At 56.3% G+C, this 15069-nt stretch carries 10 protein-coding genes; 6 read left to right on the forward strand and 4 right to left on the reverse strand.

What is annotated here, in order from left to right:
- Positions 1-56: 56 nt before the first annotated feature.
- Positions 57-1109, reverse strand: coding sequence for an LCP family protein (locus AWJ19_RS09600; RefSeq protein WP_068723257.1), 1053 nt, complete (start codon positions 1107-1109; stop codon positions 57-59).
- 131 nt (positions 1110-1240) lie between these two features.
- On the opposite strand from AWJ19_RS09600, the gene bcp reads away from it, so the two are divergent.
- A complete protein-coding gene (gene bcp, locus AWJ19_RS09605) occupies positions 1241-1708 on the forward strand; it encodes a thioredoxin-dependent thiol peroxidase (RefSeq protein WP_068723259.1) in 468 nt (155 codons plus the stop codon).
- A 119-nt stretch (positions 1709-1827) separates the two neighbouring features.
- Positions 1828-6111, forward strand: a complete 4284-nt coding sequence (locus AWJ19_RS09610) for a 2-hydroxyacyl-CoA dehydratase (protein ID WP_082707801.1) — start codon at positions 1828-1830, stop codon at positions 6109-6111.
- 90 nt (positions 6112-6201) lie between these two features.
- Here AWJ19_RS09610 and AWJ19_RS09615 read toward each other — a convergent pair whose 3' ends face one another.
- Together AWJ19_RS09615 and AWJ19_RS09620 are read right to left on the reverse strand one after the other, a co-directional pair.
- Positions 6202-6903 (reverse strand): DinB family protein, encoded by a 702-nt coding sequence (locus AWJ19_RS09615; RefSeq protein ID WP_068723261.1) that lies wholly within the window; start codon positions 6901-6903, stop codon positions 6202-6204.
- Positions 6904-6962: 59 nt separating this feature from the next.
- Positions 6963-7925: a YafY family protein gene (locus tag AWJ19_RS09620; protein ID WP_068723263.1), complete on the reverse strand. Its 963-nt coding sequence runs from the start codon at positions 7923-7925 to the stop codon at positions 6963-6965.
- A gap of 158 nt (positions 7926-8083) precedes the next feature.
- Here AWJ19_RS09620 and AWJ19_RS09625 point away from each other — a divergent pair, with 158 nt between their 5' ends.
- Entirely contained in the window at positions 8084-9421 is a 1338-nt protein-coding gene (locus AWJ19_RS09625; RefSeq protein ID WP_068723264.1) for an MFS transporter, read from the forward strand.
- A 103-nt stretch (positions 9422-9524) separates the two neighbouring features.
- On the opposite strand, the gene AWJ19_RS09630 is transcribed toward AWJ19_RS09625, so the two are convergent.
- Entirely contained in the window at positions 9525-10193 is a 669-nt protein-coding gene (locus AWJ19_RS09630) for a DedA family protein (RefSeq protein WP_068723265.1), read from the reverse strand.
- A gap of 107 nt (positions 10194-10300) precedes the next feature.
- Between AWJ19_RS09630 and AWJ19_RS09635 the strand changes: the two genes are divergently transcribed.
- The 3 genes from AWJ19_RS09635 to AWJ19_RS09645 all read left to right on the forward strand — a co-directional run.
- Complete coding sequence (locus AWJ19_RS09635; protein WP_068723267.1) at positions 10301-11695, forward strand: polysaccharide deacetylase; 1395 nt, start codon at positions 10301-10303, stop codon at positions 11693-11695.
- A gap of 297 nt (positions 11696-11992) precedes the next feature.
- A complete protein-coding gene (locus AWJ19_RS09640; protein WP_068723269.1) occupies positions 11993-13246 on the forward strand; it encodes a DUF58 domain-containing protein in 1254 nt (417 codons plus the stop codon).
- Positions 13215-15069: transglutaminase-like domain-containing protein (locus tag AWJ19_RS09645; protein WP_068723270.1), on the forward strand; the 1855-nt coding region annotated here is incomplete at its 3' end. The genes AWJ19_RS09640 and AWJ19_RS09645, both read left to right, overlap by 32 nt.

The raw sequence follows: 15069 nt of genomic DNA on the forward strand, positions 1-15069 counted from the left end.
GGGCGAACAACGGGGAATTCCGCTGTCCGCCCGTCCTTTGGCCGAGTGGGAACTGCTTAGTGGGTTTCTGCTGTTGCAGAAGGGCTGCTCTCTGGAGATGCCTCCGGTGTTGCCGTAGGCTCCGGTTCAGCCATTGCATCCTGTACGAACTGCTTCAGCTCTTCTTCACTCTTGAATCCGATGACCGAAGCGCCGCCGCTGGTTCTCTCTTCGGTCAGCAGGTCCATAGGCGGAATCTGCTCGCTGCCGCCCATGGAGCTGTCATAACCGACGGAGCCCAGCTTCCACATATCGTTCATGTCCAGGTTCGTATCAATGAAAGGGGTAACCTGGGACAGGATGGACGGAAGCTTGATAATGGAGGTGGTGCTGATTACCTTGTCTGCTACGGCTTTCAGGAAGCTGCGCTGGCGCTCTGTCCGGGTGAAATCGGAGGTTGCGTCATGACGGAAGCGCACATATTGCAGCGCCATACTGCCGTCGAGATGCTGGAAGCCTTTTTTGAGATCGATGTCATATTCGGGTCCGTCAGCTATGGTCTTGTAGACCATGTCCTTCTCGACCTCATAATCCACACCGCCGACTGCATCAACCAGCGCTATGAAGCCCTGGAAATCTGTATATACATAATACTGAACCGGGATGCCCAGCAGATCGCTTACGGTCTGCATCGCTACCTCGGGACCATGTGTAATTGCTGTGTTAATGCGCTCCTTGCCAAAGCCGGGAATGTCGACATAGGTATCACGGAGAATGGAAAACACATAAAACTTCTTCTTAACCGGGTCAAGAGAGGCAACCAGCATGGTATCTGAGCGCGGAACTTCGCCTTTCTTCACTCCGCGTGCATCGACGCCCATAAGCAGGATGTTAACAGGCTCGGTGCCTTCCCATTCAGGAGGCTGCACAACTTCAGCTGAAGATGTAGGAACGGCTGCAAACGGTGAAGCCTCTCCGGTCTTATGCAGGTTGTCCAGCTGGGTGTAAAGACTGGTAAAGTAGTAAGCGGCGCCGCCGGCAATCAGGAGAAGTATAATGGCCAGAGTCCAGAGCAGCGGTTTCTTTTTTGACTTGCCGGCTTTTGCGTGCCGGTTCTTTCTTGGAGGCATTTCGTTCTTCCTTTCGCATTCACATTCTCTACATTATAATTTCTTTTAGGAATACAAGCAATTTCGGAATATTTCACCAAAATGTTTAGCACAATCGTAAGACAAAGCAACGGATTAGGAGTGGTATACATATGACGAAACCAATCGAAATCGGACAGAAGGTCCCTGACTTCACGCTTCCTGCATCCACAGGCGGCAACATCAGCCTGAGCCAGTATCTTGGGCGTAAGGTGCTGCTTTATTTTTATCCCAAAAATATGACCCCTGCCTGTACCCAGGAGGCCTGCGAATTCCGTGACGCCCATGATGAGATTTCCGCCCGGGGAGCGGTCCTGCTGGGGATCAGTCCGGACAGCCTGGCCTCACACGGCAAGTTCACAGAGAAGAACAGCCTGCCGTTTCCGCTATTGTCGGATGAAGAGCACCGGGTAAGTGAAATGTTCGGTGTGTGGCAGCTCAAAAAGCTGTACGGCAAGGAATTTATGGGGATTGTGCGCTCGACCTTCCTGATTGATGAACAGGGAAAACTGGCGGCAGAGTGGCGCAAAATCCGTGTTAAAGGCCATGTGGAAAAGACATTGGAAGAGCTTGCGAAATAATTAAGTATGCTGGTAATGATTTGAAACTGTCTGTAACATTTTTAACAGCCTCTATAAGGCGCTCTCATGATATAGTTGCCTCATATTACTTCAAATTTGGGGCAAGGCAAGGGGATGGCATGATGATGCGTATAGGGCTTGATGTCGGATCAACTACGGCCAAATTGGTTGTTATGGAACGGAATACCATTGTTTATCAAGACTATGTCAGACATTTCAGTGATATAAAAAAAGCCGCCCTGTCTCTCCTGTCCGATGTCCGGGACAGGTTTCCGGACAGGAAGGCGGCACTCGCTGTAAGCGGTTCCTCGGGAATGTCCCTATCCAAGCTTGGCGGAATCCCCTTTGTCCAGGAGGTCATTGCCTGCACCAAAGCGATCAGTGAGCTGATCCCGCAGTGCGACACGGCAATCGAACTTGGCGGGGAGGATGCCAAGATTATTTATTTAAACGGCGGGATCGAGCAGCGGATGAATACTGCCTGTGCAGGAGGCACAGGGGCGTTCATCGATCAGATGGCTGCGCTGCTGCAGACGGACCCGGGCGGCCTGAATACGCTCGCTGAGAAGCATGAGCGGATCTATCCGATTGCTTCCCGCTGCGGGGTGTTCGCCAAAAGTGATGTGCAGCCGCTGCTTAATGAAGGGGCGCGGCGCGAGGATATCGCCGCCTCGATCTTCCAGAGCATTGTGAACCAGACGATCAGCGGTCTGGCCTGCGGCCGTCCGATCCGCGGCCGGGTGGCTTTTTTGGGCGGTCCGCTGACCTTCCTGCCTGTGCTGCGGGAGCTGTTCGCGAAGACGCTGGAGCTTAGCAAGGGGGAGGTGCTGTTTCCGGAGCGCTCCCAGTATTTTGTGGCAATCGGCTCAGCGCTCTCGAAGGCGGAGCCGCTTGTTCTGCCGCTGGCAGACTGGATTTCCCGGATTGCCGCAGTTGATTTCAAGGCTGACCGCGCCGAGGATGCCGAGCTGCCGCCTTTGTTCGAGACGGCCGGAGATCTGGCGGAATTCCGGCAGCGCCACGGCAGGGCTGCGGTCAAGCGTGCTGAACTGGCGGATTACAGCGGACCCTGCTACTTGGGCATTGATGCAGGCTCGACAACCACCAAGCTGGTTATCACCGGCAGCGATGATCAGATCCTATACACCTCTTACGGAAGCAACAAGGGTAATCCGCTGCAGTCGGTCAGTGATGCACTGAAGGAAATCTACCGGCTGCTGCCGGAGGACTGTTATATCGCCGGCTCCTATGCGACCGGATACGGCGAAGGCCTGATTAAGGCTGCGCTGCGGACAGACGGCGGTGAGGTAGAGACGGTAGCCCATTACAAAGCAGCCTCTAAATTCATGCCTGAGGTTGATTTCATTCTCGATATCGGCGGACAGGATATGAAGTGCATCAAGATCCGCGGGGGAGCAATCGACAGTCTGATGCTGAACGAGGCCTGCTCGGCGGGCTGCGGCTCTTTCCTGGAGAGCTTCGCTTCCGCTCTGGAGCTGGGCATCGCCGAATTTGCCAAGGCTGCACTGGAATCAAGCAAGCCGGTTAACCTCGGCTCACGCTGTACCGTATTCATGAATTCCAAAGTGAAGCAGGTACAGAAGGAAGGCGCTTCGCTGGCCGATCTTTCAGCCGGCCTGGCTTACTCGGTGATTAAGAATGCCCTGCAAAAGGTCATTAAAATCCGGAATAGCGAAGATCTGGGGCGAAATATTATTGTGCAGGGCGGAACCTTCTATAATGAGGCTGTGCTGCGGGCATTCGAGCTGCTGACCGGCAGAACAGTGGTACGGCCGGACATTGCCGGAGTCATGGGTGCCTACGGCTGCGCCCTGCTGGCCAAGGAACAGGCCGTTCCCGGCGTAGTGAGCTCGCTGCTCGGGCCGGAGGAGCTTGAGGCCTTTGCCTATCAGGTTTCCCCGGGCCGCTGCGGATTGTGCGCCAACAACTGCGCACTGACCATCAGCCGCTTCCCGGATAAGAGCTTCCATGTGACCGGCAACCGCTGTGAACGCGGTGCAGGCGGCAAGAAGACCAAGAACACGCTACCCAATCTGATGCAGTATAAGTATGAACGGTTTTTTGATTATGAAGGGCTGCCTGAAGAGCAGGCAGAACGTGGTGTTGTAGGCCTACCAAGGACGATGAACATGTTCGAGAACTACCCGTTCTGGCATACCTTTTTCACAAGCTTGCGATACCGCACGGTCCTGTCCCCCAAATCCAGCAAAAAGCTCTTCGAAAGCGGAATGGATACCATTCCTTCCGAGTCAATCTGCTATCCGGCCAAAATGGCCCATGGTCATGTGCAGAGCCTGGTCGGCAAAGGAGTAGACTTTATCTTCTATCCGGCGGTTGTCTATGAGAAGAAGGAAGACGACGCGGCGACGAACCACTTCAATTGCCCGGTGGTCGCCTCCTATCCCGAGGTCATCCGCAACAATATGGACAGCCTGAAGGAAAAGGGTGTCCCGCTGGTCAGCCCGTTCCTGACCTTTGACGATATTAATGCCCTGACCAAAGGACTGATGAAGACCTTTACCGACATTCCGCGGGAAGAGATTGCAGCGGCTGTTCAGGCGGGGCTGGCTGAAGCGGAGCACGCCAAAAGGGATGTGCGTACCAAGGGCGAAGAGACGCTGGTATTCCTCAGTGAGACAGGGACCAAGGGCATTCTCCTGTGCGGGCATCCCTATCACGCTGATCCGGAGATCAACCACGGCATTGCCGATATGATCACAGGTATGGGGCTTGCTGTGCTTACCGAGGATTCGGTCTGCCACCTGGACCGCAGCGAAGGCGACGTGGCGGTGGTTAATCAATGGACCTATCATGCCCGGATGTACCGCGCTGCCCGGCTGGCCTCGGCCCGGAAGGATCTTGAGCTGGTCCAGCTGACCTCCTTCGGCTGCGGCATCGACGCCATAACCTGTGATGCCGTGCAGGAGATCATGGAGCGGCACAACAAGGTGTATACACTGATCAAGATCGATGAGATCAGCAACCTGGGGGCAGCCCGCATCCGGCTGCGCTCACTGCTGGCTGCTATGCGCGAACGCGAGAAGAGCGAAGTGCAGCCGCAGCTCATGTACAAAACCCAGGCCAATGTTACCTTTACCAAAGAAATGAAAGAGACCTACACCATTTTGTCGCCGCAGATGTCACCGGTGCATTTCGAATTGTTCGAACGTGTCTTCCGGGACGCCGGATACCGGCTCAAGATCCTGGAGACGACCGGACCGCAGGAGACGGAGGAAGGGCTCCGCTATGTGAACAATGACGCCTGCTATCCGGCCATTGTCACTATCGGGCAAATTCTGTCCGCGCTTAAAGGCGGTGATTATGACCTGAACCGCACAGCGGTCATCATGTCACAGACAGGCGGCGGCTGCCGGGCAACCAATTACATCTCGCTGCTGCGCAAGGCCCTGAAGGACTCCGGACTGGGGCATGTTCCGGTTATCTCGCTCAATGCTTCCGGCATGGAAAACCAGCCCGGCTTCAAGATCAGCCTCAAGCTGGCCAACCGGCTGGTGGCCGCAGCCTGCTACGGCGATCTGATGATGCGGCTGCTGCACCGGTTCCGTCCGTACGAGCAGATTCCGGGCAGCGCCGAAGCGCTATACCGCAAGGGAATGGAGCGCTGCAAGAGCAGCCTGTCGACCTTCTCCTTCCGGGAATACAAACGGCTGGTCCGGGAGATTGTCGCTGAGTTCTGCCGCCTGCCGGTGCATGATTACGAGAAGCCGAAGGTGGGTATTGTCGGCGAAATTCTGATCAAGTTCCATCCGGATGCCAATAACCGGATCATTGAGATGATTGAAGCGGAGGGCGGCGAAGCGGTGATGCCGGACTTCCTGGACTTTATTTTTTACTGCATCTACAATCCGATTTACAAGGCGGAGCAGTTCGGGAAGAGCAAGAAGCTCGGCTATATCAACCCGATGCTGATCTCTTATCTGGAGATTTACCGCAGACCGGTGAAGGTGGCGCTGGAGGAGGCGGGCCTGGCGAAGAGCCGCGAGAATATTTACGGGCTGGCCGAGAAGGCAAGCCGGCTTGTATCGGTCGGCAACCAGATGGGTGAGGGCTGGTTCCTGACGGCGGAGATGATGGACCTGCTGGACAACGGGGTGAACAATATCGTCTGCATCCAGCCGTTTGCCTGCCTCCCGAATCATATCACCGGCCGCGGCACCATCAAAGGGCTGAAGGAGCTGTACCCGGGAGCGAATATTGCGGCGATTGATTATGATGCCGGCGTCAGTGTAGTGAACCAGGCGAACCGGATCAAGCTGATGATGTCCATAGCAAGTGAGCTGGCCGGCGGTACGAAGGCCAGACAGGCGGCCACCCGCCTGGGCAAGCCCGTTAAGCTAGGGACCTTTAGCGGCGGGGTATGAACCAGTTCCTTGGGAAGCTATGAGCTCGACAAAATTACACAAAAAGCGGAGCAGGTAGATTCCCTGCCCCGCTTTTGTTGTAGTTTCCCCCTATGGGGAAACCGGCATCTTCTGCAGCTTCAGCTTAGCCTTCATCGCCTTGTTCAGATGCAGGAAGTTATGCCTGGTGGCCGGCATCAGCACCAGACCGGCTGCGCTTTTGCCGCCCCAGTAATCGAGCAGCCACTGCTCTGAAGCTTTGACTGCCTCCTGATCACTGATCTGTCTAAGCCGTGATACATCTACCTTGGCCTTCAGCTCAGCAGCGCTTAGTCCGGAAATAAGAGAACGGGTCCGCGCGGCAACGGCCAGCCTGTAGTCTTTTAATGCCTCAAAAGACAGATTCGCACTCAGTTCAGCGATCTCTGCCTCATCCATCCCGTTGCCCGAATGGATGAAACGCGTATTCATTTTCTCCGCAAATCCTCCGCTGTGCAGCACCTGCTCCCGGCCTGCGACAAGAATATTCATCGTGATGTCTTCAATCCGCGCAGCGTGCCACAGATGCCAGGCGATAGAGTTCCTGCTGGCTGTTGTATGTACCGGATAATTGCGGAAGGACTGCTCTGTGAGGGCGCTTAAAATTTCATCCTCATAAGTCCTTTGTCCGGAAGACTCAGCTCCCGAGGCATACAGCCAGCGGTGCTGTTCCAGAAATAACTCCACAGCCCCGGGGTGCTGATCAGGCCGGGCGAGCATTTCCGTTAGCGCCTTGTGCTTCACATTCCACATTTTCCGCTGCTCAAGATTCAACTTCACCACCTCTTTCCCAAAAGATCCTGCCAACCAGAATTATAAATAAAATCCAGTCATCAAGTCGATGAACTTGCCGGCTGTGAGGGGGAATTATAGACAGCGGCAATACCGGCGGCTATTTCGCCCAGTCTGTGCCGGATATGCTCCGGCTCCAGTACTTCGGCTAAGGGCCCAAAGCCGAGAAGGAAGCCGTAGAGCCAATTATCTTCAGGGTAATAGACGGTCACCGTATAGCCGCCGTCTCCGTCCGGATGCAGCTCGCTGCAGTCAAAATAGTCTTCCGCAAGATGCCTGCCTGCAGCCGTAAAATGCAGCACAACCGGCGTTGTGCCTGAAGGGTCAGCCCAGCCGCTGCTCCAGGGCAGCTCCTTTACAGGAATGTCCTGGCGGACATACCGGCGCTCCTCCTTGACCAGTGATTTCATGCGGAGCAGCTTGAACAGCCTGAAATCGCCGCGCTCTGTACAGAAGCCGTACAAATACCAGGACTGGCCTTTCAGCACCAGAGTGTAAGGCTCTACCGTGCGCCGGCTTACTGCTCCGCTGGCAGCAACATATTCGAAAGTAACAGCTGCAGATTCCTCCAGTGCCTCCTTGAGCAGCGCCAGCCGCTCCTCCAGCGGCCCCTGCATTCCCCAGGGGGAGAAGTCGACAACCAGCTGGGCGGTTTTGCTGCGGAAGGCGGCGGATTGGGAGGGAGGGATGACACTGCTGATTTTTTCCATGAGCAGCGAATGCTCGCCCCCGCCATAAGAGGACACGCTCTGCAGTGCGGTAAAAATATCAGCCAGCTCATGCTCGGTCAGCAGGTTGCGGTCCAGCCGATACCCTTCCATTAATCCGATTCCGCCGCCTGCACCCTGGTACGTAACAACCGGGATTCCGGCTCCGTTAATGCTTTCAATATCCCGGTAGATGGTGCGCACGGATACCTCGAACATATCGGCAAGCTCCTTGGCCTGGATCAGGGGACGGTTAATCAGAAGGATCACGATGGAAAGCAGGCGGTCTATTTTCACGGAAGGACACCTCTTTATCAATAAGTTAAATCCGGCATAGCGGTCAACAATCATTTTATATTTTGCGCAGGGTAAAGAAAAGAAGGCATTGCCATAACTATGATATTCGATTAGTATCTAATTAGATATTATATTAATTAGAATGTGGGGTTATTGCAATGAGTAGAAGGATTGCCGGTCCGGGCCTGCGGCAGCTGAAGGGCTACTCCAGATTATTTGCTGCCGGGCTGGTCAACGGAATCGGTGACCGTTTCAGCAGTGTAGCGATGCTGGCACTCGTCCTGCAGCTGACAGGATCGGGAATGGCTGTAGGGATCTCGCTTGGAGTCAGAGTGCTGCCTTATTTGTTTATGGCCCCCCTGGGGGGACTGCTGGCAGCCAGGCTGCCGCGCAAAGCAATCATGATTACCGTCGATCTGCTGCGTGTACCGGTCGCACTGTCCTTTCTGCTGGTGGACGGGGAAGATAGACTGTGGCTGCTGTATGCCGGCAGTTTTGTTATGGCTGCCGGAGAGGCTGTCTACAGCCCTGTACGCAAATCCTCCATTCCGCTGCTTGCCGATGCCTCCGCGCTGCTGAAGATAAACGGTCTGGAGCAGCTGATGAACGGCAGCGTACTGATAATAGGCGCTTTTATCGGCGGTGTGGTATCGCTGTGGTTCGGCCCCGATATGGCTTTTGTCATGAATGCCCTGTCCTTCCTGGCAGCGGCTGTGCTTCTGTGGGGGATTTCATTTCCGCAGACTGAGGCAGCGGGCAGGGCAGGACGGAAGAGGCTTGAGGCCTCCACAGCGTCTGCGGACGGAGAAAGAGGGAGGACAGGAGCGGCTGGTGAATCTGTGAAGGGAGAGCAGCCTGGCAAAGGCCGTCTGCAGACCCTTAAATTTGTGGCCCGGGGCAGTCTGGCACTGCAGATTGTAATCGCCTATGAGCTTCTGGTGCCGGTGATCAACGGGTGGGATAATGTGCTGATCAGTGTGTATGCGGTGCAGGAGTTTCATGCCGTGGATGCCGGGGTGGGTGCTTTCTATGCAGCGCTTGGAATTGGGCTGAGCCTCAGCTTTTTCGCGGGAAGGCTGCTGACCAAGCGGCTGCTGGCAGCAGCGCTCACCGGACTTCTGCTGGAAGGAATTCTGCTGATGGCCATCAGCAGCAGCGGGAGTTTTCTGCAGGCATTTTTCCTGTATATCCTGCTCGCTCTGGCCGGTGGCGCCGGAAATGCCTGTCTGGATACGTTAGTCATGCGCGAAACGCCGCCCCGGCTGCAGCCGGTTGTCTTTGGCATGCTGTCTGCCGTCAGCGGCACGCTGCTGGGACTGTCCATGTTCGGGGCAGGCTGGATGCTGGATTATGTGGAGCCAAGAATGCTCGGCTTTGCGGGCGGAGCCGGGTTCGCAGCCATCGCGCTGCTGCTGGCCGGATATGCCGCCTTGCGTGCAAGAATGGGCATTACCGTTAGCGGCACCAATAGAAGAGGGAGAGCAGGTGAAAGGTGAGAACGGTAACCTTTCAAAGAGGAACAGTGCGTGCAGGCCAACAGCCGCTGCGTATAACGGGATTTTTTCCGGCGCAGGGCTGTTTTTTTATACAAAATGTGATTTAGCGCTCCTTGGATGTTTCTTTCAGCTTGGTCTTCAGTTCAAGCTCAGTGCTGCGCCGCAGCACCCGGACAGTCAGGATACGCCTGTAGCGAATCAGGACAATCAGAGCGGCAAGGGCTGCAACACCGGAAACAATCCAGAGCGCGTACAGCTCAAACAGGTGGAAGATGCCCATCCATTGCGGGCCGAACACTTTTCCGATACCGAGAAACAGGATGACCCAGATTAGGGCCCCGCCGTAGGCGTACAAAGCGAATTTCCGGAAGGGCAGGGCGATAATGCCGGCAAAATAGCCGGTAAAGTGCCGGACGCCGGGAATAAAATATCCGATGGAAATCAGGAAGCTCCCGTAACGCTCGAACCAGCGCTGTGTTTTATCCAGTTTGGCCGGCGAGAACAGGAACCATTTACCGTAACGCTGGATGAAGGGAAGTCCTGCTTTTAGCCCGATGAAATAAGTAATCGTCATGCCTGCAGTCGTCCCTGCAAAAGCGACAACAACCAGAGTCAGAAAATCCAGCCTCCCGGTATAAGAGAGGAATCCGGCGAAGGCCATCGTGGTTTCCCCCGGAAAAGGCAAAGCTACAAATTCCAGCAAAAGCCCAAAGAACAGCACATTATAGCCATAATTGGCGAACAGTTCCTGAATCCACTTCAGCATTTCCATAATAAAGTCACTCTCCAAAGGCAGCGCGCCTAATTCTATTTCGATGCTTGTCTTCATACAATCTACCAACCAGGTGCTAAGCCAATAGAATGCTGGAGGTAGAGAAGATGAACGGTAGCAAAAGAACCCTGATCCGCCGGATGGTCATCCGCGGGTTGCTTGCTATGGCTGTTGTACTATTTGTTTTGACAGGTTGGGGCGTACATTCCTTCCCTGAGCGGAAGTCTGTCCCTATGCAGGCCGGTGTTGCCGTACCTGTTCTCTCTAAGAATAATCTTCCGGCTGCCGTGACGCAAGATTTGAGCGCTCCGGCTGTTATCCGTCAGAATCGTACAAATATGAATACAGACCGGACGGTACAAGCCTCAGGTATAGAGCCGGTTACTTCGGTACAGCAGAAAGGGACTGCCGCAGCCGCGGTACAGAAGGTCAATAAAAAGGCAGGGCAAAAAACGGTCTATCTCACCTTTGATGACGGTCCCAGCAATGTTACACCGGCTGTGCTGGAGATTCTGCGGAAGCAGGATGTCAAGGCGACATTTTTTGTACTGGGGCAGCAGGCCAAAAGCCATCCTGAACTGATCAACGCCATCTGGGAGCAGGGGCATGTCATCGGTAATCATACCTATAATCATAATTACCATGATTTATATAGCGGATTCACGGAATTCTGGAGCCAGATCAAACAGACTGAAGAGGTAGTGCGGGAAATTACAGGCATCCGGCCTCAGCTGGTACGTGCACCAGGCGGTACGTACGGGCATTTTGACGATACATATTTCGAACTGTTAAAAGAAGCGGGATACACCGTCATGGACTGGACTGTGGACAGCGGGGATTCCAAAAGAAAGGGTGTACCGGCGGCGGAAATCCTGCAGGAGTCAGTATCGCTGAAGAGCTCCCGGATAATTCTGCTGCTTCATGACGGGGCAGGCCATGCGGAGAGCGCCAAGGCTCTGCCGGACATTATTGCACGGTACAAGGCTGCAGGCTACAGCTTCGGTGTACTGGATGCGGATCAGGAGCCGGTACAGTTCAGAGTGTCAGCTGTTGCAGCAGCGGCAGGGCGGACCAAACCGTCTGCGGCCTGGATAGCCTCGAATATTGTACCGAATGCTGGACTGTTCGGGCCTGGGAAGCCGCTCATACTGGAAGTGGGCAAACTGGAAGCGAGGCTGGACCCGGGTGAATTCAGAATCAGCAACGGCCAATATATAGTTCCGCTAAGGGCGGTAATTGAGCGGCTGGGAGGGCGGGTCGGCTGGGATACGGTCAGCCGGAGCGGCAGCGTGTACTGGAACGGCCGTGAGGTGAATGCGGATGCCCGGAATAAGCGCCTTACCCTAACAACGGATGAGGGTACTCATATAAGCAGGAATTCGGATATAGAGCTGATTGGCTCTGCCCTCTGGCTCCCGCTGCGTGATCTGCTTGAGGAGGCGGGCCACCCGCTGCTGGAGGTTAACGTAACGGCAGAGGAACGGCGGGTAAAGGCACTTTGAGCATTTGGAAATAAAATAACAGCCCTTATTGTCGAAAAGACACCGGGGGTTTGGGCACTCTTTTACGTGGGAAGAATAGACAATAGTAGGCTCTGGTATGCTGCACTGCCGCATACACCGGAGCTAGTCTATGACCACAAAGGAAGGGTGCCGATTGTCCTCTTCATCACTAATGGAGCAAACGCCCGACAAGCGTTCATCTGACGTCCAGGGACTGTTGTTCCGCCGGAGCCGCAGCATTGCTGCGGAGTGGCTCCGGATGCTGGCAGTTGCCCTAGTTCTCGGAGTCTTATATGTTTGGCGGGGTGGGGCCTCGCTGCTGTTTCTGCTGATTGCCAGCGGACTGCTGATGGGCGGGGGCTCCTGCTGCAGGCCTTCGGACCGCGGCGGTTCAGAATTACGCGCAGCATCACCCCGGGCCGTCCGGTAGCCGGGGACAGCCTGCTTGTCGAAGTGCAGGTCAGCTTCGCGACCCGGCTTCCGGTTCCCTGGATGATCATAACTGATTATTGGGGAGGGGGCTGGCACCGGGAGCTGCTGTTCCCCGGCTTCCGGCGTTCCTTCCGGTATTCCTACAGGCTTAGTGAGGTCCCCCGGGGGATTCACCGGCTGTACGGCAGCCGGGTAAGCTGGGGAGATCCGGCAGGGCTGTTCACTGGGGAAAGCCGGCTTGAAGCCCGGGAGAGCCTGAAGGTACTTCCCAAACCGCTCTATACCGGGGCAGGTCTTCCGGAGAGCAGCCGCAAGAGCGGAGAAATGCTGCTGAAGCGGGGAAGCAGCGGCGGGGAAGCTGCGGATATCCGTCACTATATACCTGGTGATCCGATGAACCGGATCCACTGGAAGAGCAGCGCCAGCAAGGGTACGCTGCAGAGCCGGGTGCCGGAGAAGGAGGAGGGGCGGATGTCCTGCATCGTGCTGGCCAACTGTCCGGAGGACTATGAGATTCCCTTTAACGCTTTGTCGCCGCGCAGCCAGCGGGACAAGTCGAGTCCGGCCTTTGAGCGGGCGGTCTCGGCAGCGATGGGACTGCTGCTCTCCGCTGAGCGCAGCGGGGGCTATGTCCAGCTGTTCACCGGAGGCTGGCCTGAAGGGATGGCCAGGCATGAGGGGCTGGGCAAAATCCCCGGCAGGGTGCAGGATATGCTTACTGAAATTACGCCCGGTGGAACACGGAGTCTCAGCCGGCTGCTGGAGGATGCTTCGCAGCACTGGATTCCCGGCATGACGGTGGCTGTCATTACGGGACGGCTGGAGGAAGAAGCCGCCCGCACGCTTGCCCGGTTTCTGGTGCAGGGCGTGAAGGTGGAGCTGTACTATGTATGGGATCAGCCTGCCCCGCAGTCTGAAAGCGCAGCCTCGGGAGCTCTGAAGAACCAGGCCTCAGCGGGGCAGCTGGCAGGAGTCTACAGGCCGTATGCGGCAGGGACCATCAGCGGCAGCTTGGCCCGGCTGGGCGCAAGGCTGTACTGCCTGGATCAAACGGCTGTGCCTGAATGGAAGAAGGAGGGGGAGGCACATGAATTTCCGGGGAAACCCACACTGGGGTAGTCCGCTGCAGGGTGGTACCGGGATCACCACACCATCCCCTCCCGGCTTCAGCGGAGACGGGCAAAGCCTGAGGGCAGTGTCTGCCTCCGCATACCGCCCGGATATACAACCAACCGAGAACAGCCAGACCGGTAACGGAGACAGCAATCCTCTGTACTACCGTCTGCTGTTCTCTTTGGCTATTATGAGCATGTTCATCAGCTGGCTGATGCCGCTGCATCAGTACGTACCGGCGGCGGATACAGTGGAGCTGCTGGAGCTGCTGATGCTTGCAGCAGGAGTGCTGCTCCTGTGGGGCAGCTTCCGGGTTCCCGCCGTGCTGCAGTTTTCTGTACAATTTGTCCTGATTGCCCTGACCTGGTACATTGCCTGCGACAGAAATGAAGGTCCGCACTGGCTTGGAGCTTATGCTGCAGGGATTCCCGGGGATGCTGCACGGTTATTTACCGGCAGAGTGTCGGAGCTGAGCGAGGATAGCCGTCTGCTTATTCTGGTTCTGGGCTGGGGCCTGCTCGTTGCTTCCGTACAGCAGCTGGCGCTGTACAGAGGGACCACTACCCTGTTTACAGCCGTTACTGCAGGCTATCTCATTGTGCTTGATATTATTTTTGGTATTAATACAACAGGGTGTATAATAGCGGCCGCAGTGCTGACGCTCTGGATGCGGGGGCTGGCCGGGCTGCAGCAGCTCAAAGAGCAGACGGATCAGAGCAGGCTGCCTTATTACCGCTGGGCAGGCTTTACGCTGCTCGCGGCTATCCTGCTGACGGTAGCGGCCTGGACGGGCAGCCGGCTGTACGGGCCTCGTCCGGCTGCGCCTGTAACCCTGCAGCCGGTAATGGAGCAGCTGAGGCATTGGGCCGAAAGCGGAGTTTCGAGCCGGACAGGGAAGGAAGTGTCTTTTGCCGGTACTGCGGGAACCACAGGATATGGAACCGGTGAGGGTGAGCTTGGAGCGCCGCTGACTCCGGGCACTGCACCTGTTTTTACTGCAGCCGTCAGCCGTCCGGTATACTGGCGGGGGGAAAGCCTTGCCTATTACGACGGGCGCCGCTGGATCCGGGAGGGCATTATGTATGAGCCGCTTAATCTGACGGTTCTTCCCTCGGATGAAATGACTGCTGCCCTGGCTGCGGATTCCTCCGGCCGCCGGACACTGGCTCAGCGGATTGAGCTTGCCGCTCCTGTGTCCGGCGGCCAGCCGCTGTTCAGTGCAGGCACGGTAGCTGATGTCGGGAAGGTGGAACTGACGGATGGAACCAGGCTTGGATATGTGCTGACGAATCCGGAGAAGGACCGCTTCCGTCTGCCCGTAACTGCCGGCTCAGCCGCAATCACAGCCTATGAGGTTCAATCGCTGCTGCCGGAGAGTGATCCTGCATTGCTGCGCGGGCTGAATGACCAGGATCCGCAGGATATCGCCGGTCCATATCTGCAGCTGCCGGCAAATCTTCCCGGACGGGTCGCCGCACTTGCTGCAGAGCTTACGTCCGGGGCGGAGAACCGGTATGATGCCGCCGCAGCGGTCCGCAGCTACCTCAGCAGCAGATATCCGTATACGCTGGATACCCGTATTCCGCCGGAAGAGGCGGATTTCGTGGATGATTTCCTGTTCACTGCCAAGCAGGGCTACTGCGTCCATTTTGCTTCGGCGATGACGGTCCTGCTGCGCAGCAGCGGCATTCCGGCCCGCTATGTGCAGGGCTACGGGCCCGGCACTCCTGAGCGCGGGCGCTATCTTATCACCCAGGCGGATGCCCATGCCTGGGTGGAAGTGTACTTCCCCGGCGCGGGCTGGGTCCCCTTCGACCCTACGCCGGGGG

Origin of the sequence: Paenibacillus sp. DMB5 (assembly GCF_001517085.1) — a bacterium.
Lineage (GTDB): Bacteria > Bacillota > Bacilli > Paenibacillales > Paenibacillaceae > Paenibacillus_AQ.